At 56.8% G+C, this 21487-nt stretch carries 21 protein-coding genes; 11 read left to right on the forward strand and 10 right to left on the reverse strand.

All coding sequences use genetic code 11. The features are described 5' to 3' along the window. Window positions 1-13 precede the first annotated feature (13 nt). The 3 genes from VFA76_00710 (at window position 14) to VFA76_00720 (ending at window position 3642) form a co-directional block, all read left to right on the forward strand. Window positions 14-409: a hypothetical protein gene (locus VFA76_00710; protein HZR30355.1), complete on the forward strand. Its 396-nt coding sequence runs from the start codon at window positions 14-16 to the stop codon at window positions 407-409. Then, a complete protein-coding gene (locus tag VFA76_00715; GenBank protein HZR30356.1) occupies window positions 409-2469 on the forward strand; it encodes a carbon starvation CstA family protein in 2061 nt (686 codons plus the stop codon). The genes VFA76_00710 and VFA76_00715 overlap by 1 nt, the downstream gene beginning before the upstream one ends. 123 nt (window positions 2470-2592) lie before the next feature. After that, complete coding sequence (locus tag VFA76_00720; GenBank protein HZR30357.1) at window positions 2593-3642, forward strand: M48 family metallopeptidase; 1050 nt, start codon at window positions 2593-2595, stop codon at window positions 3640-3642. A 6-nt stretch (window positions 3643-3648) separates the two neighbouring features. Here VFA76_00720 and VFA76_00725 read toward each other — a convergent pair whose 3' ends face one another. The 7 genes from VFA76_00725 to VFA76_00755 all read right to left on the reverse strand — a co-directional run bounded on the left by VFA76_00725 (window position 3649) and on the right by VFA76_00755 (window position 9951). Then, the gene (locus tag VFA76_00725) at window positions 3649-4494 is read right to left on the reverse strand and encodes a retroviral-like aspartic protease family protein (protein ID HZR30358.1); all 846 of its coding nucleotides are present in this window, start codon (window positions 4492-4494) and stop codon (window positions 3649-3651) included. A gap of 346 nt (window positions 4495-4840) precedes the next feature. Further along, window positions 4841-5626 carry a LytTR family DNA-binding domain-containing protein gene (locus VFA76_00730; GenBank protein HZR30359.1) on the reverse strand — a complete coding sequence of 262 codons (786 nt, stop codon included), beginning with the start codon at window positions 5624-5626 and terminating at the stop codon, window positions 4841-4843. An 18-nt stretch (window positions 5627-5644) separates the two neighbouring features. Beyond that, the gene (locus tag VFA76_00735; GenBank protein HZR30360.1) at window positions 5645-6793 is read right to left on the reverse strand and encodes a histidine kinase; all 1149 of its coding nucleotides are present in this window, start codon (window positions 6791-6793) and stop codon (window positions 5645-5647) included. Window positions 6794-7086: 293 nt separating this feature from the next. Next, window positions 7087-8106, reverse strand: coding sequence for an ACP S-malonyltransferase (gene fabD / locus VFA76_00740; GenBank protein ID HZR30361.1), 1020 nt, complete (start codon window positions 8104-8106; stop codon window positions 7087-7089). 16 nt (window positions 8107-8122) lie between these two features. After that, window positions 8123-9172, reverse strand: a complete 1050-nt coding sequence (plsX, locus tag VFA76_00745; GenBank protein HZR30362.1) for a phosphate acyltransferase PlsX — start codon at window positions 9170-9172, stop codon at window positions 8123-8125. 15 nt (window positions 9173-9187) lie between these two features. Then, window positions 9188-9373: a 50S ribosomal protein L32 gene (gene rpmF / locus VFA76_00750; protein ID HZR30363.1), complete on the reverse strand. Its 186-nt coding sequence runs from the start codon at window positions 9371-9373 to the stop codon at window positions 9188-9190. Between the two features lie 26 nt (window positions 9374-9399). Beyond that, complete coding sequence (locus VFA76_00755; protein ID HZR30364.1) at window positions 9400-9951, reverse strand: DUF177 domain-containing protein; 552 nt, start codon at window positions 9949-9951, stop codon at window positions 9400-9402. Window positions 9952-10168: 217 nt separating this feature from the next. On the opposite strand from VFA76_00755, the gene VFA76_00760 reads away from it, so the two are divergent. Further along, window positions 10169-11005, forward strand: a complete 837-nt coding sequence (locus VFA76_00760; protein HZR30365.1) for a sugar phosphate isomerase/epimerase — start codon at window positions 10169-10171, stop codon at window positions 11003-11005. A gap of 62 nt (window positions 11006-11067) precedes the next feature. Here the strand turns inward: VFA76_00760 and VFA76_00765 are convergent, their stop codons facing one another. From VFA76_00765 to VFA76_00775, 3 genes are all read right to left on the reverse strand, one after another. Then, entirely contained in the window at window positions 11068-11328 is a 261-nt protein-coding gene (locus VFA76_00765; protein ID HZR30366.1) for a YtxH domain-containing protein, read from the reverse strand. A gap of 161 nt (window positions 11329-11489) precedes the next feature. Further along, window positions 11490-12182: a pyridoxamine 5'-phosphate oxidase family protein gene (locus VFA76_00770; protein ID HZR30367.1), complete on the reverse strand. Its 693-nt coding sequence runs from the start codon at window positions 12180-12182 to the stop codon at window positions 11490-11492. Window positions 12183-12283: 101 nt separating this feature from the next. Next, window positions 12284-12448: a hypothetical protein gene (locus tag VFA76_00775; GenBank protein HZR30368.1), complete on the reverse strand. Its 165-nt coding sequence runs from the start codon at window positions 12446-12448 to the stop codon at window positions 12284-12286. Between the two features lie 104 nt (window positions 12449-12552). On the opposite strand from VFA76_00775, the gene VFA76_00780 reads away from it, so the two are divergent. The 7 genes from VFA76_00780 (at window position 12553) to VFA76_00810 (ending at window position 21479) form a co-directional block, all read left to right on the forward strand. Continuing rightward, window positions 12553-12834 carry a hypothetical protein gene (locus VFA76_00780; GenBank protein HZR30369.1) on the forward strand — a complete coding sequence of 94 codons (282 nt, stop codon included), beginning with the start codon at window positions 12553-12555 and terminating at the stop codon, window positions 12832-12834. Between the two features lie 167 nt (window positions 12835-13001). After that, window positions 13002-13754 (forward strand): electron transfer flavoprotein subunit beta/FixA family protein, encoded by a 753-nt coding sequence (locus VFA76_00785; protein ID HZR30370.1) that lies wholly within the window; start codon window positions 13002-13004, stop codon window positions 13752-13754. Window positions 13755-13840: 86 nt separating this feature from the next. Further along, complete coding sequence (locus VFA76_00790) at window positions 13841-14836, forward strand: electron transfer flavoprotein subunit alpha/FixB family protein (GenBank protein HZR30371.1); 996 nt, start codon at window positions 13841-13843, stop codon at window positions 14834-14836. Continuing rightward, the gene (locus VFA76_00795; GenBank protein HZR30372.1) at window positions 14833-16554 is read left to right on the forward strand and encodes an electron transfer flavoprotein-ubiquinone oxidoreductase; all 1722 of its coding nucleotides are present in this window, start codon (window positions 14833-14835) and stop codon (window positions 16552-16554) included. Before VFA76_00790 ends, VFA76_00795 begins: the two co-directional genes overlap by 4 nt. Before the next feature lie 76 nt (window positions 16555-16630). Beyond that, window positions 16631-17071, forward strand: coding sequence for a hypothetical protein (locus VFA76_00800; GenBank protein HZR30373.1), 441 nt, complete (start codon window positions 16631-16633; stop codon window positions 17069-17071). 64 nt (window positions 17072-17135) lie between these two features. Further along, window positions 17136-17699: a DinB family protein gene (locus tag VFA76_00805; protein HZR30374.1), complete on the forward strand. Its 564-nt coding sequence runs from the start codon at window positions 17136-17138 to the stop codon at window positions 17697-17699. 282 nt (window positions 17700-17981) lie between these two features. Further along, window positions 17982-21479 (forward strand): carboxypeptidase regulatory-like domain-containing protein, encoded by a 3498-nt coding sequence (locus VFA76_00810; protein HZR30375.1) that lies wholly within the window; start codon window positions 17982-17984, stop codon window positions 21477-21479. Window positions 21480-21487 lie beyond the last annotated feature (8 nt).

Below are 21487 nucleotides of genomic sequence, written 5' to 3' on the forward strand. Positions count from 1 at the left end.
TATCTATAACGATATGCGATATCTAGTTCGAGCCCGCGTTAGACCTGGCTGTGAACGCGCCCTCCTGGACGCGATTGACCGCGGCACACTGGGAGAAGGCTCGGTTGCTGAAGGCGAGTACCTGCGCAACATGAACGACGCGAGGCTATGCGCCGACCAGACCGCGCGCTGGGTTGAGGTCTGTTACTGCCCTACGCCTTTGCAGGAAGAACGTCCTTACTGGGAAGAGTATTTCGATTTGGTCAAGGTGCAGGACGCGCATGACCGGCGCAAGTGCCGCGATCAGAATGGGAGCGAACCCTGGGCCTGCGGGGATTGCGACTGCACGACACGTCTCGAAGAAAAGCTGAGGAACACCGGCAAGTCATTTCTGGAAGGTCTGCACAATTCCGTGCTTAAGACTCCTTAATGAACCGAATACTCCGTATTGGCTTGTGGATTGGGATCTCCGGATTTGGCGCTGCCTCGGTTGCCACCATCGCGCTACGGCGTGGTGAGTCCATAAATGCCATGTGGCTGGTCGTAGCCGCGGTTTGCAGCTACGCACTCGGCTACCGCTTCTACAGCAAATTTCTTTCAGCGAAGGTTCTGGTGCTCGACTCAACGCGAGCCACTCCCGCTGAGCGCCTGGAGAATGGCCGCGACTTTGTGCCTACAAACAAGTGGGTGGTTTTCGGTCATCACTTCGCGGCCATTGCAGGACCCGGGCCGCTGGTGGGCCCAGTGCTGGCGGCCCAATTCGGATATCTGCCCGGTACGCTTTGGGTCCTGGCGGGCGCGGTGTTCGGCGGTTGCGTGCAGGATTTTGTGATCCTGCTCTTTTCCGTGAGGCGCGACGGCAAATCACTGACCGAAATGGCGCGGGATGAGATCGGGCGAATTGGGGGTTTCGTAGCTTATGTCGCGGTCCTGGTGATCATTACCATTCTGCTAGGTGTCATCGCGCTCATTGTAGTGAACGCGCTGAAGAACAGTCCCTGGGGAACCTTCACTATCGCGATGACGATCCCTATTGCGCTGTTGATGGGAGTCTATCTGCGCAGGATTCGTCCGGGGAAAGTTCTGGAGGTTTCCTTCATTGGATTCGTGCTGGTGCTGGCCGCTATCTGGGGTGGGCAGTGGGTTTCGCAATCGGCAACCATCAGCCCGTATTTCACTCTGAGTGCCGGCACCCTCGCGGTGGCCATGATTGTTTACGGTTTTGCGGCTTCGGCATTGCCGGTCTGGCTGCTACTTGCCCCGCGAGACTATCTGAGCACGTTCGTGAAGTTGGGGACAATCGCGGTCCTGGCGGTCGGAATTGTGATCCTTCACCCGACGATGCACATGCCGGCGCTGACGCGATTCACCGACGGTTCGGGGCCGGTGTTCGCGGGCAAAATCTTTCCGTTCGCTTTCATCACCATCGCCTGTGGCGCCATCAGCGGCTTTCATGCCTTGATCTCCAGCGGCACAACTCCAAAGTTGATTACTCGGGAAACCGAGACCCGTATGGTGGGTTACGGCGCAATGGCGGCAGAGTCGTTTGTGGCCATCATGGCGACAATCGCAGCCTGCGTGCTGCAGCCGGGTGTGTATTTTGCGATCAACAGTCCTGCAGGAGTGGTGGGCGCCGCTCCCGCAGCGGCTACGGCCACAATTTCCTCGTGGGGTTTTCCCGTGACTGCGACGGAGATGACGGCTTTGGCGCAGGCCGTTGGCGAACGCACGTTGTTCAATCGTACCGGCGGCGCACCTGCATTTGCAGTTGGCATGGCGCACATCTTTGCCAGCAGCCTGGGCGGGAAAATCCTAATGGCCCTTTGGTACCACTTCGCCATCATGTTTGAGGCGTTGTTTATCCTCAGCATTCTCGATGCCGGCACGCGCGTCGGCCGCTTCATGGTTCAGGAGGCGCTCAGCCACATCTGGGAGCCGCTTGGCCGTACCAGCTGGTACCCCAGCGTGATCACCACCAGTGCGCTGATCGTGGGCGCCTGGGGTTATTTTCTGTGGCAGGGGATCAAAGACCCGCTGGGCGGAATCAATTCCCTGTGGCCACTGTTTGGAATTTCAAACCAGTTGTTGGCGACAGTAGCTTTTTGCGTGGCTACTACCATACTCGTCAAAATGAAGAAGGCCCGTTACGCGTGGGTGACGGTGGTCCCACTCGGATGGCTGATTGCGGTGACCTTCAGCGCGTCCTACCAGAAAATCTTCAGCGAGAATCCGCGCATTGGATTCCTGGCACACGCGCGGCAACTGACCACAGAGTCCGGCGCAACGCCTGCGCGAGCTAGCGAGATTGCGCGCCTGGTATTCAACGATAGACTGGACGCCGCCGTCAGCGGCGTTCTGGTGCTACTGGTGGTGCTGATTGTGGCCGAGTCCGCGCTGGAGTGGTCTCGCGTGCTCACTGGGCGAAAGCTGCCGCGGGTCAACGAAGCGCCTGCGATACCAAGCCGTTTCGCTGCCGACGAGATCGTGTAAAACGGGGTGCGGCAGGCACTTACCAGTAATTGAATCTTGTGGGGCCCGCGTCTACTCAAAACCACTGCAGAATCCGGAATAACTGGGTGGTACAGGGTTTATAGTAGCTGGTGAGGCACTCCTATGAGATATCGTGCGCTCGCGCTCATCGCGGCAGTTCTGTTTAGCGTCGGCGGTTTTGCTAGCGATAAGGACACCACCAAAGACGAGAAGTTACCGAAGGAGATCACCGACGGCAGCCTCAAAGACGTCTCCGCGATTGGCAATCGCAACGTCGGCTGCAACCGCGGCTTTGGTAACTGGATGAGCCTGGAAAAACAGGTCGCAATGGGACGGCAGTATTCCCAGATGGTGGATTCTTCCAGCAAGCTGGTCAAAGACGCCCTGGTTGGCGAATATGTAAATCGGCTCGGCCAAAACCTGGTGCGCAACTCGGACTCCAAGGTTCCCTTCACCATCAAAGTCATTGATTCCGACGTGGTGAATGCTTTCGCTCTGCCGGGCGGATTTTTTTACGTGAATTCCGGCCTGATTCTGGCTGCGGACAACGAAGCTGAACTCGCCGGCGTCATGTCCCATGAGATTGCGCATGTTGCCGCGTGCCACATTGCTCGCGAGCAGACACGCGGCCAACTTGCCAATCTGGCTTCCATTCCTTTGATTTTTGTGGGCGGCGGGATTGGCTACGCAGTCCAGAGTGCCGCGGGATTGGCCCTGCCTGTGACGTTCATGAAATTTTCCCGCGGCTTCGAGGCCGAGGCCGATTATCTGGGCGTGCAATACATGTACAAGGCCGGCTACGATCCGCAGTCCTTCACCAGCTTTTTCGAGAAGCTTTCGGCGATGGAAAAGAAGAAACCTGGATTTTTAGACAAGACTTTTGACAGCCATCCGCAGACCCCGGAGCGCGCGGCAAGATCGCAGGAGGAAATCGCTACCATTTTGCCGTCGCGACAGCAGTACGTAGTGGACACGTCGGAATTCCAGGACGTGAAAGCCCGGCTGGCGCAGATTGAAAACCGCCACAAGGTCACGAATCCGAAGGACAAAGAGCCTACCTTGCGACGGACGCAGAATCCTGAGCAGAAAAAGGGTGGCAGCGACGATGATCGTCCTACCCTGAAACGGCAAGATCCTGGTTCTTCCCCGCGGGGCAGTTCCCTTCTTAACTGACTACGGTCAATGGCTCCAACCAAAGGTGTTGCGTTCAAAGTTGAAACTGATGCGGCTGGGGTGAAGGAACGGAATCCCCATCAAACCATCAAATTGCCTGCCCCAATCTAGCTGGTCGTCCACTACGGAAACGTATTGCTGACCGAAGTTGACGCGTCCTAGTTTCGCTGCCGGAACGACCATCGTCTGGTATCGAAAGCGGCCACCAATGTTGTGGGAACTACCGTTCACCTTAGTCATTTCTGCGTCCAGTCCGCGTACCTGGCTGCCAAACAACATCAGTCCGAAGGTGCCGGTGTCTACTAATAACCGCATGGGCCGGTTAGCAATCTTGATAGCCACCGTGATAAAGGGCGGCCCGCTGGAGAATGGGACCTCTTGTGAATCCTGTGCCGCTCCAAACGAGATCAGCTTGTGCTTGTAATCAATGCTGAAGCTTCTCTCCCCGATCAAATCCAAACCAATAATCGCATCCACGCGTAACTTGAGCTGCCGCTCGATCGAGGACAAATCTGCGACCAGGACGGGGAGGATGTCTCTGTGCACCGGGCCGAAGACGACATTTTTTACGACTGCATTTTGCGCGGGAACGTTGCGATTGAACAGCGCTAACTTGGCGAGCTCGCGTTTGAGCCCGAGCTTATCGGCCGCCCTCTGATCAATGATCGTGGGACTTGCTCCTGTGTCTATCAGCAGGTTTTGACTGGTCAGGCCGCCGATCGTCCCTTGAGCGATGATGGTGTATCCGTTGTAGAGCCTGAACGGGACGGTTGACTGTTCAAGCGGCACGATCTTCCGCGTGCTCTCGGTCAGGTCCGCACCGCCGCCGGCCAGCATGAATTCACTTGCCATCAAGATGAATATCAATGTTGCTGCAGGTCCCAAGTTCCAGCGACGTGGTGTTCCGTTCGAGCAACTCTGCTGCTTGCCTCTCAACCCTTGATCGGTCATGACGCCCCCCAACGACCACTGCTCAAATGTTCATTGGGCATTCGACGGGGTGGCAGTTGTGGGGTTTCGCAGGATGGGACAGCTCGCCAGGTTTGCTAGGACGAGCTGTGTTGCATTAGGGCTGAGGGATTTTTAGAGCCGAAAGCACAGAGAAAATAACATTTCAAGTGTAATTGTCTTCGTGTAGCGCGGGCACTCTTGCCCGCGAACATGTGGCGGACAAGAGTGTCCGCCCTACACGTGTTCTTCAGATCGCGCGTATTCGCTTGCTGGCAGGAGTATCGCTTCCAAGGAGTTGGTCAAGCCGGTCGCGGAAACTGCGACTCAGAGACAGGCCTTTGCCGTTGTAGAGCTGCACGATGTATTCGCCGTTGCCGCAGGGCTCCAACTCCTTGATGCTTTCGACGTTAACGATAATGGAGCGGTGAATGCGAAGAAACATGGAAGTGTCTAACTTGCTCTCCATCGAGTTCATGGTCTCGCGCACCAGATGGCAGTGCTCCCCTGAGTGGATTTGCACGTAATTGCCCGCGGCCTCAATCCAGTCAATTTCACGGGTCTTCAGAAAAACGATGCGGCCGCCAGAGCGAATCACCAGCCGATCGGCAAACTTGGGGCCCACATCCTGCAACAAGTTGAACAAGCGATGGGCCAGCTGTTCATTTTCCGAGCGCTGAATATGTGTGCGGGCCCGGTTCAGGGCCTGCTTGAGTCTGGTTTCGTCGAAGGGCTTGAGTAAATAATCGAGAGCATGCATATCGAAGGCCTTCACTGCATAGTGGTCGTACGCAGTGGTAAAAATCACCACCGGGCAGGCATCGGGACCAACTTCATCCAGGACCCCAAAGCCATTTACGTTTGGCATTTCCACGTCGAGAAACAATAAATCCGGCTTCAGGGCGCGCACTGCATTGATGGTTTCCTCTCCATCCTTGCAGTCGCCGATTACCTGAATATCCTCTTCCTGCGTGAGCAGAGTGCGCAGCCGCTCGCGCGCGACGGGCTCGTCTTCAGCAATCAAGGTGCGGATCATGGTCTCCCTGCATCACGGCTAATCGGCCGCGGAAAAAACGTGTGCCGGCTGCTCAACGGCAGGAGCTGACTTAAAAGGTATGCGGACCTGCACTTCAGCGCCTCCGGTGGCCAGGTGCTCCATCGTGAAGTCGTGACCGGGGCCATACAGCCGACGGAGCCGGGCACGGGTGTTGCTCAGTCCCATACCACCACTGCGGACAACACCTCCGCCATTCGCTGGTGGGCCATCATTCCGTATGGAAAGTAAGAGGTGGCCGTTCTCTCGACTAGCAAATATCTCTATTCTTCCTGGCAACGACCGCCTCGCTATGCCGTGTTGCACGGCATTCTCTACCAATGGTTGCAGCAGCAGATAGGGAACACAGGCGTCCCAGGTGTTCGGTTGAATATCAATGTTCACCTGCAAGCGCTCCTGGAAGCGCACTTGCTGTATGTCGAGATAACGCTGCAAGAAATCCACCTCGCGTTTTAGCGTCACCTCTTCTACGTTCACGCCTTCAAGCGTGAGTCTGAGCAAATCGCCAAGCTGCATAATCATCTGCTCCGCTCGGCGAACGTCTTTGTGCATCATGGCCGCAATTGTGTGCAGGGTGTTGAACAGAAAATGCGGGTGCAGTTGCATTTTCAGCAGCTGTAACTCGGTACTCGCCAGCTGCGCTTCCAGGCGGGCAGCTTTCAATTCACGATCTTTGAATCGCGAGTAGTACAGCAGCACATGGAGGACCCCCACCACCGCCAGGTACATCCAGATGTCGGCTTCCATGAGCACGAACACCTCACCTCGGAAGCGCTGCCACGGGCTCAAGGAAATGAGGTCAGGGCACAGAAAACGGCAGAACGGAAGTCGAATGAGAGATTCCACAACTCCCATGGAGAACATGCCAACCAAGTGCACCGGTATAGCGCGGCCCAGCCTGCCACGCTCCAAGGGAAAATACCAACAGATGAGCAAAATGAGCGGCGTGAGAACCAGAGCCCATGAGCCATACGCGACCAGGTTCATCATCCCGGCGTGGTGCCATGTGATGGGGTGCTTGGAAAAGATGTATTGGTTGTGGTTGACCCAAGTGCCAACAACGCTCAGGGTCATCCAGAAACAGGCGAGCAAGAACCAGATGAACCACTGCCGCTGTAGCAGACGTCGCTCAATAGCGTCCGAATGCATAGTCGTTAGACCTTGGTCTTCTCAAAACGATGCGAAATTCGGTCACAGAATTCCGACGTCTTGACCCTCTTAACGCCCGCTGCACCCCATCTTCAACAGTAGGCGCCTGTTTTGGCACAGACGATAGCCTCAACCCTGAGGCTGATTACGAAGCAGACAGGCGAGTTGTTCCGTAGAATCCAGCCCGCCGTGTTAGCAGTAAGACGTACGAGGACTGCAATGGACAGCGTATTTTGAGTTGTAAAAGAGGATCACCGGGTCAATAGAGGGGAAGTACCACTAAGTAGCTGAAACTACTGCGCGCGGCTGCTGGCGTGCTCGAAGTGATTCAGAACTTTTTGCAACGAGGCTTCGTCTTCAACATTCATGCAGGTACTCGCGCGGTCAATCTGGCGCATAAGACCACAGAGCACCTTGCCCGGCCCAACCTCAATGTAACTTGAGACTCCACGGCCGATCAGCAGACGCATGGAGTCCGACCATCGTACCGCTCCCGTCACCTGGCGAAGAAGCGTGTCGCGGCATCTCTCAGCGGTTTCCACCAGATCGGCATCAACATTGCATACAACCTCTGTCTCGGGATCATCGAGGTGCAACGCTCGAAGGTCGGGCTCGAGCCGGTCCTGCGCCGGCCGCATCAGCGAGCAATGGAATGGCGCGCTCACCGGCAGCAGGATGGCGCGTTTTGCCCCTCGTTGTTTGGCCAGTTCGGCTGCGCGCTCCACGGCGGCTTTGCTGCCGGATATCACGATCTGCTCGGGAGAGTTAATATTTGCCGGCTCGCACACTTGTCCCTGTGCGGCTTCGCGACAAAGCTCGGTTAGCTTCTCCAGTGACATCCCCAGCACCGCAGCCATGGCGCCCTCGCCCACCGGCACCGCCTCCTGCATATATTTGCCGCGGTTGCGCACAGTGCGTATGGCATCGGGGAAGCTCACAGTTTCGGCCGCCACGTGTGCCGAGTATTCGCCCAAGCTATGGCCGGCGGCGTACTGCGGCACGATCCCTTTCTCCTGCAAAACGCGGAATGCGGCTATGGACATTGTCAAAATTGCCGGTTGCGTAATCTCGGTGAGGCGAAGCTTCTCCTCCGGCCCTTCCCAGCAAATTTTGGATAACTTGAAGTTGAGGGCCTCGTCGGCTTCCTCGAAGGTGTGCTGTGCTACCGGGTACATGGCAGCGAGTTCCCGCCCCATTCCTACTGATTGCGACCCCTGCCCAGGAAACAAAAATGCCAATGGCGCGAGATGTTTCTTCTGCGGCCCCTGCAAGTGGCCACTTGGGTTGTGAGCTTTCTGGGAATCTTCGGGCATGGTGGCTCAGCGATCGTTAGACCGGTTTAGCGGTGGTGGTTTCAGGCGTCAAAGGGGTAACGGTGTGGCCCTTTGCCAGTTCGTGTTCAATCTTGGCGTTGATGCCCCGTTCAGAAAATTCGGAGGCCACTCTGATTGCGTTCTTGATCGCGTTCGCATTCGAGGAACCGTGGCTTACGATGCAAACGCCTTTCAGCCCCAGCAGCGGAGCTCCGCCGTACTCGGAATAATCCAAGCGCTTTTTGAAATCAATAAACGCCTTGCGGGAGAGCAGCGCACCCACCTGGCGGGTAATTGTCGAACGAAGGGAATCCTTCAAGGCCTCCCGCACCAACTCGACCACGCCCTCAGAGATCTTTAGGGCAACATTGCCGACGAACCCATCGCAGACAATTACGTCCACCTGGCCGTTATAGAGGTCCCGGCCCTCCACGTTTCCGATGAAATAAATCGGAAGATGCTTCAACAGCTCATAGGCCTCGCGGGTCAGGTCGTTCCCTTTGGTCTCTTCCTCGCCGATGGAAAGCAAGCCCACGCGGGGTTGCCGCTTGCCGAAGATACTCCGAGAATAGATTTCGCCCATGATGGCGAATTGTTCGAGGTTTTGCGGCTTGCAATCTACGTTCGCTCCAACATCCACCAGAATCGCGGCAGTCCCGGGAGCCGTCGGAAAGACGGCGGCGAGCGCCGGACGATCCACTCCCGGCAGCGCGCCTAAGACCATTTTCGCGGTCGCCATCGCCGCTCCGGTATTTCCGGCGGTAATGAATCCAGCGGCGCGGCCTTCGCGCACCAGACGCAGACCGACTCGCATGGAGGAATCCCGCTTAGAGCGGATTGCCTGCGAAGCCTTGTCCTGCATGGTGATTACTTCGCTGGCATGCACAATGTCAATGGGAAGCCCAGCGGCAAGGTGGTGGTGGTCAAGCTCCGCGCGGACTTGCGGCTCGCGTCCCACCAGGAGAACGTGGATTCCGAGATGCCGCGCCGCCTGAATCGCGCCCTCGACTTCAGGCTTGGGGGCACGGTCCGAACCCATCGCGTCCACCGCTATGACGGTTGGCATCTGGCTAGATCAGAGCTATTTTGCCTCTTCGACTTCCAGGACTTCACGGCCCTTATAGTAACCACACTTGGGGCATGCGCGGTGCGGCATTTTCTTCTCGTGACAGTTCGGGCACTCAGAGAGCGAGTGTGCCGTAAGATGATCGTGCGCGCGCCGGGTTGACGTGCGCCGTTGGGAATGTCTTCGTTTTGGGTTTGCCATTCAATCCTCAGTATTGCGGGCTGCGATTAGTGCTGCCGCTTATTTTTGATTTCTTTCAGCGCCGACCAGCGCGGATCATCGGGCTGCTCGACGCAGGAGCATTGTTCTACGTTAAGGTTCCTGCCGCAATGCCGACATAACCCGCGGCAGTCCTCGCGGCACAATACCCTGAGCGGAACGGAAAGCAGTACCTGCTCGCGCAGTACATCTTCCAACAGCAGGCCTTCGCCAGTGTAATAGCTGATCTCAGCTTCCGTGCTTTGCACAGCGGCTTCTTTAACTCCCGCGTCAGCGCCCTGCGGGCGATACAACAGATCGAAGTCCCGCTGAATATTGTGCACCACCGGCTCCAAACAGCGGGCGCAAAACAACTCCACGCCAGTGGAGAGATCGCCTGCTATTCGGATGTCTTCCAGCGTTCCACGACGGCCATGGTGCTCTTCCACCAACTGCGCCCGTCCCGAACTCTTGAGCGGCATGCGCTGACGCACGTCCGGGCCCAAATCGAGCGTGTCTGGGCGAAACTCTTCCTGGAAGTCGAGGTGGTGAAGCCCTAATTCGTGGAGACTGATGAACATCCGAAACCCCCGCACGCCTCCAACCACTACCATAAGGCCCGCGGGAACCGCTTAGCCATCCCGGCCATCGCTGGGATGCCCCGGCTCAGAGGCGCCTACTATCCAGGCAGCAAACTTAAAGGATATCGGCCCGCGCGCAGGAGTGTCAAGGAAGGCACAGGCGAGTGGTTCCAACCCGGGGACTGAAAATCTTGCCATTCTCGAGTAGGATTCTGCCATGTCAAGCCACCTCTCACGCCGTTCGTTCATTGCACTGTCAGCGATGCTTCCCTGGGCCTTTCGTGAACACACGGCCACATCGCTGCCTGTTGGCTTGGAACTGTATTCCGTTCGCGTGGAATTGAAGCGTGATCCCGAGGCTACTCTGCGCGCCGTCGCGCGGATGGGATATCAATGCGTGGAATTTTACGCTCCCTACTTCGAATGGAGCGAAGACCGAACCAAGCTGATCAGGAAGTTACTGGATGACCTCGGCGTGCGTTGTTATTCAACCCATAATGACGAAGAGTATTTCAGTCCCAAAAACCTCAGTCGAGTGCGGGACCTGAATTTGATTTTAGGGACCAAGTACGCGGTACTTGCCTATTCTGACAAAAAGGCCAGCTTGTCTGAGTGGAACCCTATCTCCGACCTGCTGAACCGTGCTGCCGATCAATTAGAACCATCAGGGCTGAAGGCCGGCTATCACAATCATGAAGCCGAGTTCACTCCCATCGAAGGCCAACGCCCGATTGAGCTAATAGCGAAAGCGACCAAACCTTCAGTCGCGTTGCAACTCGATGTGGGCACGTGTTTAAAGGCAGGATCGGATCCCGTCGCCTGGATTCGCAGCAACCCGGGAAGAATACGCTCCCTTCATTGCAAAGACTGGTCGCCCAACAAAGATTACAAGGTCTTGTTTGGAGAAGGGGCAGCCGACTGGAAGAACATTTTTAAGGCAGCCGAGACGGTGGGCGGAACTGAGTATTACCTGGTCGAGCAGGAAGGCAGCAGGTTTTCCGAGCTGGAGACTGCGCGCAGATGCCTCAAGACTTTCCGGGCGACGCACGCTTGAAATCTGCTCAAGGGAACGCAGGCCGGGTTCTCCGGCCTGCTAATCTGTTAATTATAAGGGAGTTACACTCCCGAGGGAGACTCGGTACCGGTGGCGCGTTGCCGTTCGCCGGTAGCCACATCGCGCAATGCGGTGACGCCACGCTTCACCCGCTCACGGCCCTGATCAATGGTCTCGCGCGCCGATTCCACGCTTTCCCGCGCCGAACTAGCCAGGTCACTGGCCCGCTCTGCGATCTGGTCACGGGTCTCCTGCCCGCTCATGGGAGCAAACAGAATACCCAGTCCGACTCCCACACCCAACCCAAATAGAAATGCCTTCATGACTGCCTCCTGAAATCCACGGTGTCTTTTCCCAGCCTATAAAGGTGGGCTGTCCTAAGAGATGCGGAAGTCGTCTGAAGGTTTGCTGCCGAGAATTGCAGCAGAGTTGGCTTTCGTGAGCTGCATTCTATATCGAGAGCTGCAGCTCGCTAACGCTCACGTTAATGCCTTCTGCCGTCAACCCTTCCGCCGCGCCCATTGTTGCCTCTGCTGTAAGTGCGGACGTAATCCGGGACTGCCGTGGGATGATTCATCCGCGGATCAGCAATCGGCTCTCCTGGCACCATCTTTAAGGGAAGGACACCCGCCCACACCGGCATAGCGTAATCTTCTTCATCATCGAGCGGTGGTCCAGTGCGTACTTTGGCGGACGCCTCTTGCAGAGGAACGGCCAGGACGATGGTTCCGCTGAGTTCCTGCGGGCTGGGCGGGCGGATCTCTGCCCAGCGACCCGGCATTACGTGTTCAGAGAAAGTACGCAGCGCCTCCGCCTTCTCTGCCGGATCCTGGAGCATGGTTGCTTTTCCAAAGACTACGACCGAGCGGTAATTCATTGATGAATGGAAACCCGATCGTGCCAGTACCAATCCGTCCACCAAAGTGACGGTTATGCAGATTTCTATTCCGCTGGCGGCGCCGCGTAGCATCCGGCTGGCGGCCGAGCCGTGAATGTAAAGTGTGTCTGCGGAGCGGCCGTAGCCCGTCGGAATCACAACCGGGTGCCCCTCTGACACGAATCCCACATGGCAGATGAATCCCTCATCCAGGATCTGGTACACCGTCTTGCGGTCGTACACTCCACGTTTGGCAAGACGCTTTACCTGCGTGCGCTGGGTGGGAACAAAGTCGGTCATAGTGATGAAAGCCTCCGTGGGGCCGGGTCTGAGCAACAACAACATACCTTACGATGAAACCCCTTCGCGGTGAGGTTCAGTTCTTTAGACAACCGAAACGACTACTCATCCTCCAACAGCTTCTCCAACGTGGGCTTATGCTTTTCCAGATTTTTCTTTATGCGCTGCTCCACCCGCCGGGTCGGTGGGGGCATGCCCACGTGCTCCCGGGCCGCTGCTTTAACGGCCTTTACGGCCCGGAACTTTTGTTTTCGCTTCCTTGCCATAGTCAATGTCGAGGGCGAAGTGAGCTGTGTCCCGCTGCTACATTAACGCTGCAATTATGCAATAATCCTGGCTGCTACGGTGTTCGATTGTCGGTGCGGACCGCATGGGATTGGAAGAGCGCGACTTTTTCGACGAGCGGCTGGAAACCAAACCAGCCAATTTGAACTGCCCGCATTGCAAGCAGACGGGGGAATACGCCCTCGGCTGGTTTGTGCGCAACAAGAAGAAGCAGCTCCCCAGAGGCGCTGACGAACGAGATCGTGCCCGCTTCGCCAAGGCCCGCTCCTACATGCTCCGCCGTGACGATGTTATCGCCTGCAACAACCCCCGCTGCCGCAAGCGCTTCGAAATTTCTGGGGTGCAATCCGTAGTTTTTACGGAGTAGGCTGGCCTGTCGCTTCGCTGAGCGCAGGTTGGGCAGCAGTTTTTCGTTCTCCCCATCGTTAATCTATACTGAATAGTTTTCCACCGACGCCGACGCAGTTCAGAGTGTGATTCGCTCCGGACTGGCTGCCGGGTAACACGGGGTGATGGTTGAAGATTCTGGTCTGCATGAAGCAGGTCCCGCAAAAGGATGCGCCGCTCAAGCTCAATGAGAGCGGCGCCTGGATTCGGGAAGACGTCTCTTACGAAGTGAACGAACCCGACGCTTACGCGCTGGAAGAGGCCTTGCGCCAGAAAGAAAAGCATAGCGGCGAAGTGGTCGTGATTACCGCAGGTCCGGCACGCGCCCAGCAGGTTCTCCGGGGGGCCCTGGCCAAAGGCGCCGACCGGGCTATTCACCTTGAGGACGCGGGCTTCGTTGGACTCGACGCCTTCAACACCTCTCGCGCCATAGCGGCCGCCATTCGCGAAGAGAAATTCGACCTGATTTTTACCGGGCTGCAGTCAGACGATTACGGCTACGCTCAGACCGGAGTGATATTGGCCGAACTGCTCGGTTGGCCGCACGCGACCATCATCATGCAAATCGAGAAATCTGACTCCGGCATTCGAGTAAAGCGCGAACTGGAAGCCGGATTCTTCCAGTTTGTAGACATGCCGTTGCCGGCGGTGCTCACTATTCAATCAGGTATCAACAAGTTGCGCTATGCAACGCTGATTGGCATCAAGCAAGCCAAGAACAAACCGTTGCGGAAAGTAAGCATGGGCGAGGTGCAGAGCGCGCTTGGCCCGAATGGACTGAAAATCGAGAAACTATATGTCCCGGAAAAAACCAAAAATACCGAAATGCTAGAGGGCTCGCCCGCAGAAATCGCAAAGAAACTGGTTGAGAAGCTTCGCAACCAGGTCCGGGTGCTGTGAGGCCCGGACGGCGTGCATGCGGTGTGCGACGAAACACGTAAGTAGCTTACGAAGCAGTGTGTGTAACTTTCTATTAAGAGATCTGAATGGCTGACACCATCCTGGTTGTTGTCGAACAACGCGAAGGCAAACTGAACCGCGTTTCCTGGGAGACGCTCACCGCCGGACAAGGAATTGCGGCAGACATGGGCTGGACACTGGAAGCGGCGGTGCTCGGCAAAGGGGCGAGCGGTTTGGCCAGCGAAATTGCCGCCAAACAACTAGCAAAAGTTTATGCGATCGAGTCTCCCGCTCTCGAACCGTACACGCCGGATGCTTACGTTTTTGCCTTGAAGCAATTTTTGGCCTCGCACCAGCCGCGCCTGGTGCTGATGCCGCACACCTATCAGGTGCGCGATTTCGCTCCCCAACTGGCCGCCGCTCTCAAACGGGCGCTGATCAGCGATTGCATCGGCTACAAACACGAAGGCGGAAAACTGCTCTTTACGCGCCAAATGTTTCAGGGGAAATTTGCGGCTGACGTTTCTTTCTCCGGAGAACCGCCATGGTTCGCCACTTTTCAGAATGGCGCCTTCCGCGGCGACCAGGTAAAGGCCGGCTCTGCCGCTGCACCTATCGAAACGGTAACCATCCAGATTCCCGAGGGTACTGTTCGCAATCGCCCCCATGAGGTCTTCAAAGAGGCGAAGCAAGCGGTAGACCTCACCCAGGCAGAGATTATTGTGGCTGTCGGCCGCGGCATAAAAGAGCAGAAGAACATCGAGCTTGCCAAGCAACTCGCTGAGGCACTGGGCGGCGAGATCGCCGCTTCGCGGCCCATTTGCGATGCGGGCTGGCTTCCCATGGACCGCCAGATTGGCTCCTCTGGCCAGACCGTCGCGCCCAAACTTTATTTAGCGCTGGGTATCAGTGGCGCCATCCAGCATATCGTGGGCATGAAGGGATCGCGCACCATTGTCGCCATCAACAAAGATTCTGAGGCGCCGATCTTCGAGGTTGCAGATTTAGCCGCCGTTGGGAATTTGTTCGACATCGTTCCGCCCCTGATTGAGGCGATCAAGAAGGCGAAGGCGGGTGCGTGAGCGTGCTCCTGTTTCGGCAGCCGCTCCCCAACGTCACTCGCCCGCAAATGGAAGCCGATGTGGTCATCGTCGGCGGCGGCCCTGCAGGAATGGCTTGCGCGTTGCGTCTCTCGCAACTGATTGATAATCACAATGGCAAAAATCCAGACAGTCCACTGAGCAAAGAGAATATTTACGTCCTGGAGAAAGCGCGCGAAATCGGGCAGCACTGTCTGTCCGGCGCGCTCCTCGATCCGCGCTCCATGCGCGAACTGCTACCCGGATTCGAGAAAGAAGCGCCTCTCGACGCGGAAGTCAGCCAGGAAGCGGTCTACTTCCTCAGCCGCCACTCCAAATTCAAGTTTCCGGTTACGCCCCCGCCCTTGCGCGACCACGGCAACTATGTCATCTCGCTGAACCGCTTTGTGAAATGGCTGGGTGGAAAGGTCGAGGAGGCCGGCATCACCATCTTCACCGGCTTTGCCGGGTCGGAGTTGCTAGTTGAAGGCGACCGCGTGCTCGGGGTCCGCACCGATGACAAAGGCGTGGACAAGGACAACCAACCGAAAGGAAACTTTGAGCCCGGGTATGATTTGCGTGCCAAGGTCGTCATCCTGGCGGAAGGAAGCCGCGGTTCGTTGACTAAGCAGCTCATCGGGCGGTTCCAACTCGATCGTGATCGCAATCCCCAGACTTACGGCCAAGGAATTAAAGAACTCTGGGAAATACCGGCGGGCCGGGTTGCGCCTGGCCAGGTGATCTACACCATGGGCTGGCCGCTAACTTCCAAAGAATACGGCGGGGCTTGGATCTACGGCGGGAAAGACAACATCGTCTCGCTTGGATTCGTGACCGGACTCGATTATCCCGATCCCCGCCTCGACCCCCAACGCGTACTGCAGGAGTTTAAGCGACATCCATTTGTGAAGGGCCTTCTCGAAGGCGGCAAGATGGTCCGGTACGGCGCGAAGTCGCTGCCCTACGGCGGCTGGTGGTCGGTTCCGCCCGTGAGCGGCAATGGCTGGATGATCCTCGGCGACTCTGCTGGGTTCCTCAATTCGCAACGGCTCAAGGGTATTCACCTCGCTATTAAGAGCGGCATGCTCGCCGCCGAAACGGCTTTTGCGGGGATGCTAAAGAACGATTTTTCAGCGACTACACTCGCAGGTTATGGCCGTGCCGTCGACAGCAGCTGGATCAAAGACGAACTTTGGAAGGTCCGCAATTTTCATCAAGGATTCGAGCACGGTTTCTGGCACGGCATGTTTCACGCTGCCCTCCAGCAGGTCACCGGCGGACGCGGCCTGCACGCGCGTTATGCAGCCCACGCCGGTCATCGGCGGCTCAAGAAGTTGTCGGAACTCCCGCCGGACGGCGGCGGCGAGGCGCATTTGTTAGGGAATGCCAAAGGTGACGGCAAGCTTACTTTCGACAAACTGACCGACCTATATCACTCCGGCACCAAACACGAAGAAGACCAGCCCGCCCATCTGGTCATCCACGACACTGACATCTGCAACGCGCGATGCGTGCAGGAGTATGGCAATCCTTGCCAACACTTCTGTCCGGCAAACGTGTACGAGATGGTGGAAGATCCTGCCGTCTCTTGTGGTAAACGCATTAGCTTGAACCCTTCGAATTGTGTGCATTGCAAGACCTGCGACATCATGGATCCTTACGAGATCATCACCTGGGTCCCACCCGAGGGCGGCGGCGGCCCAAACTACGATGGCATGTGATCGTCGGTACCGAGCGGCGGCCGCAATTCGGTCTCAACTCCCACTAAGGCTGCCCAATCCGTTATTCTGGTAAGACATGAGCCTGCTAGACGCCCCGGTTTACGATCCGGTGAAGGAACGCCGCCGTAAGATCAAAATCGCGATCATCATTACCGTTGCCCTCGTATTAGGGGCCTTGATTTACCTGAATCGCTATTATCCGGAAAAGCGCATCGTGGACCGTTTCTTCACCGCCTTGGAGAAACAGGACTACAAAACCGCGTACGGCATCTGGATGCACGACCCCAACTGGGAGCAACACCCAGAACGTTACGCACGCTATCCCTACAATGAATTCCACACCGATTGGGGGCCGGGCGGAGAATGGGGACTGGTTCACAATCATAAAATCCTTGCCATGCTCCACCCCAGGGGCGGAAGCGGGGTAGTAGCGATCGTGGAAGTGAATGGCCGCACCGAGTACGCGCGGGTGTGGGTAGAAACTTCCGATAAGACGTTGAGCTTCTCACCGTACTAACTGTTATTGTCCGCAGTTTCGCTATTACTTTTTCTGCTTCTTCTGATCCAGAATTGCAATCTAGATGGCACCGATCGCTCCAGAAGAGGTGAAACCCATGCAGCCGGAAATAATCTCCGAATCGGTGGAAGTCCTTAAGAGGACACCGAAAGCGCTCACCGCCATGCTCAGCGGGCTTCCAGACGTTTGGCTGCACTGTAACGAAGGCGAGTCCACGTGGAGCGCATACGATGTGATCGGGCACCTTATCCACGGAGAACTCACTGACTGGATCCCGCGCCTGCAGATCATCTTAAAGTCCGGAGAGAGCCGGCCTTTTACACCCTTTGACCGCAGCGCACAATTCAAGGCAAGTCAGGGAAAGAGTATGAAACAGCTTCTGCGGGAATTCGCAAAATTGCGGCGAAAGAATTTGGCGGTTTTAACGCGCCTGAAACTTACCTCAGCCGATCTCAAATTACGAGGAATGCACCCTGAACTTGGGCCCGTGACTTTGGGTCAACTGATTTCTACCTGGGTGGTGCACGACATGACTCATATCAACCAAATCAGCCGCGTATTGGCCAAACGTTTCAACGAAGAAGTTGGTCCCTGGCAGGCCTATTTGTCTGTGCTCACCAGAAGATAAGTCGGTTGGATTTAGCGTCTGGGTAATCGATCACAACACTATTTTTACTGGTATCTGGTCCCTGCGAAAATACAAGAAACTGTACTTGTACGCCGCTTTCTTAGACGCAACTCGCATTCCTCCATCCCCTCCCTGCAACGACTCACAATCAATTCCTAACTTTCGAGAACTCCGCCACGTGGGCGCGTCCCACCTAGACACAGAGACCCGAGAACGCGGCAGGGTAACTGCCTACATCAAGGCAGGCCTTCCCACGTAAATCGGCGGCCCAGAGGGAACGGGATGAAAAACACAAATTTGTTATTGAAACTGATTGCGACCTTTATTCTGCTGTTGGTGGTTATTGCCATCTTTGGCGAACCGGCAGCCGCTCAGGCCACGATTCAGACGGGCAGCATCCAGGGAACGATCACCGATTCGTCGGGCGCCGTCGTCCCTGGCGCCAAGATAACTATCAACAACAATGCCACTGGCCAGACTGTCCAGCTTACCGGAACAGGTACCGGATCGTACTCCTCCGGCGCACTAATTCCTGGCGAGTACTCAGTGAAAATCGAGAAAGAAGGATTCAGCACACAACTGCTTAAACTCACGGTGCAGGTCGGAGTGGTGACCGCCGGAAACGCCAGGCTGCAGGTCGGCCAAGCTGCACAAGAGGTAACGGTTGAGGGGTCCGCGGTGCAGGTGAACACCGAGCAGGCGACGTTGCAGGGTGTGCTTAACGCACAGCAGATTGACCAACTTCCTATCAATGGCCGCAACTTCATTGATCTGGCACAGCTCGAGCCGGGTGTGCAGATCCAGGATGGAGGAAACTTCGATCCCACGAAGAACGGTTACTCCGCGGTTTCTTTTGGGGGACGTGAAGGCCGCACCTCGCGCATCGAGGTGGATGGCATTGACATCAGCGATGAAAACGTGGGCACCACCACGCAAAACATTCCCGCCAGCGCGATTCAGGAGTTTGGAATCAGCCAGTCGTCGCTTGATCTTTCTACCGAGCTCACCTCATCGGGAGCGATCAATGTGACCACCAAGTCGGGCAGCAACACTATCCACGGCGGCGGGTTTTACCTGTTCCGCGACGCCGCAGCGGCGGCCAACCAGGTGACCGGCGGCGAACCCTTCCAACGTCATCAATATGGAGGTAGTTTCGGGGGAGCTTTCATCAAGAACAAGCTCTTCTACTATGTTGACGCGGAGCGTACCAAGCAGGACGTTAACGTGCGCGTTCTCTCCGGCCGGGCCCTTTCCGGAGGATCGTTCCCCAGCGGCAGCTTCGCCTCGCCATTTCGTGAATCCATGGGGATCGCCAAGCTGGATTGGCAGGTGCGTCCCAACAATTATCACCTGTTCTACCGTTTTTCCTACGACCAGAACCGCAACGTTGCGGGCTTCGTTCCCAATACCTTCTCGCCGTTCGCGAACGTGGACCACGCGCCCGTGCACGCTGCCGGCTTCGACTTCAGCACCGGCTCGTATACGCACAGCATTCGCGCGGGATACACGAAGTTCCGTAATGCCATTGCCGATGCAGTAGGCGGCTCGAGCATCTTCAATCCAGCTCCTGCGATTACACTCACTATCGGCCCGACCTTCCCGGATTTTACTTGTACTCGCGGCCAGGAAGCGTTTTGCTCAGGGCCCAACATCCTGGCGCCGCAGCAGACGTTCCAGAGTGACAAACAGTTGAAGTATGACGGCAGCAAGACCTTCCGTTCGCATATCTTCCGATACGGCGTCGGCGTAAACAAAATTCTGGGCAATGCTTTCTTTTCGTTCTTCGGAATCGCGCCAGCCGTAAATTCCCAGGCCACCGACTACAATCCAGCGATTTGTATGCCATTCAATGGCTGCGCTGGGGGTGATACTAATCCGTTGAACTATCCTGCACAGTTTGTGCTGATGGGCAACGGTCAGGGCTTCAGCACTGAGATTCCGTCGTTTGGCCGGCCTGCTGGTGGGCTCTTTGACACGCGATTCTCCTGGTATGTAGGAGACACCTGGAAGGTGAAACCCAACCTCACGGTGAATGCTGGGTTAAGGTACGTTCGCGATACCGGGCGTTCGGATGCAGACCTTCCGCCGATTCCGGTTCTCAACCAATTCGCCCCTGGGTTGGGAAATCGCGTCAACCAGCCGAACCTCAACTTTGCTCCGCAATTGGGGATAGCCTGGGACCCGTGGAAGAACGGCAAGACTTCGATCCGCGCGGGCATCGGGTTGTTCTATGAAAACGACATCTTCAACAACGTCCTGTTTGACCGTCCTGGACGACTTCAGAAAGGACTGTTTTTCAGCACCGGGGTAGCCTGCTTTGGTGGCACCAACCTCCCCGTACCGCTGCCGGGTGGCAAGAGCCTCACACCTGATTTTTGCGGCAAGCCGATCGGCCAAGTTGCGAACGAAATCGGCGCGGCACAGCAACAGTATCAGCAGGCGGTGGCTGCGGCCGGACCACAGGAGAACCTCAGCTTCATCGGCAATACGCTTGCTTTTTCACCCAACATCAACGGCGTGACTTTCTTTGCGCCCAACTATAAAACACCACGGTCGGTACAGATGAACATCGGCGTGCAACGTGAACTGCGGCAAGGCACGGTGTTGAGCGTGGACTTTGTACGCAACGTCGTAACTCACAGTCTGCTCTTCTGGGATGTGAACCACGTCGGCGATGCACGTTTCCTGAACGTAGCCAACGCCAATGCCGCCATTACGGCGACGAATACTCAATTTGGTTGTGGAGCGGGGCTGCCAGGAATAAACTGCGCCATTACCAATGGCGCCACCATTGATGATTATGCCGGTAATGGTCTTGACTCCGGCGGTTCGCTCTGCGGCGGCACTCCGTGCGCGGCCGCGGCATTCCAGGGGGTGAATCCCAACGTCGGCCAGGGGCTTACTAACTTCCCCAGCGGACGCTCGGTATACAACGCCCTGCAAGCATCGTTCCGCCAGGACATCAACCGTCCCTTGCCGGGAATCCGCCATGCGAACCTGATCGTCTCGTACGCGTACTCTCGGTTTGCAGCAGTTGGCGCAGCCTCTAACGACATAGACTTTAGTGGCGGCGCTTTCGACAACAACAATCCGCTACGCTACTTTGGTCCAGGCAGCCTGGATCGCCCTCACCAATTGTCCTTCGGCGGCGTTATTGACCTGCCGCTGGGATTCAGGGCGAGCACCACCGCACACTTCAACAGCGCTCTGCCGCAAAACCTTACCCTTCCGACCACTGGCACGGCAGACATTTTCAAGAATGACCTCACCGGAGATGGCACGGCGGGTGACATTCTGCCGGGGACCAATATTGGGGCCTTTGGAAGGGACGTCTCGGCCGGGTCGCTCAACAACAAAATCACCGGCTTCAACAACAGTGTTGCGGGAACACTTACGCCGGCGGGCCAGGCCCTGGTAAACGCCGGCGTAATCACCGCGCAACAGTTGGTCGCCCTGGGCGGCGACGTTCAGCCCATCAAGTTGGCGCCCAGCGGCAACGTAGGACTCTCTCCCCTGAAAACGCTGGATGCCAAAATCAGTTGGGCTTACCGCTGGCACGAGCGGCTGACATTGGAACCCAGCGTGGCCATGTTCAACGCGCTGAACTTCGCCAATTTCGATCCTCCTAACCAGAGAATCAATGGCGTGCTGGACGGCGCACCGACCTCGGTCAACGGGATAACAGGGGCCACCCGCTTTAACCGCATTGGTCCGGGGACGGGAGTGTTCGCTCTGGGCGCTCCGCGCGTGCTTGAATTTGGAATGCGCTTGGCGTTCTGAACTGTTAG

The sequence above is a fragment of the Terriglobales bacterium genome, from assembly GCA_035651655.1.
GTDB lineage: Bacteria > Acidobacteriota > Terriglobia > Terriglobales > Acidobacteriaceae > DASRFG01.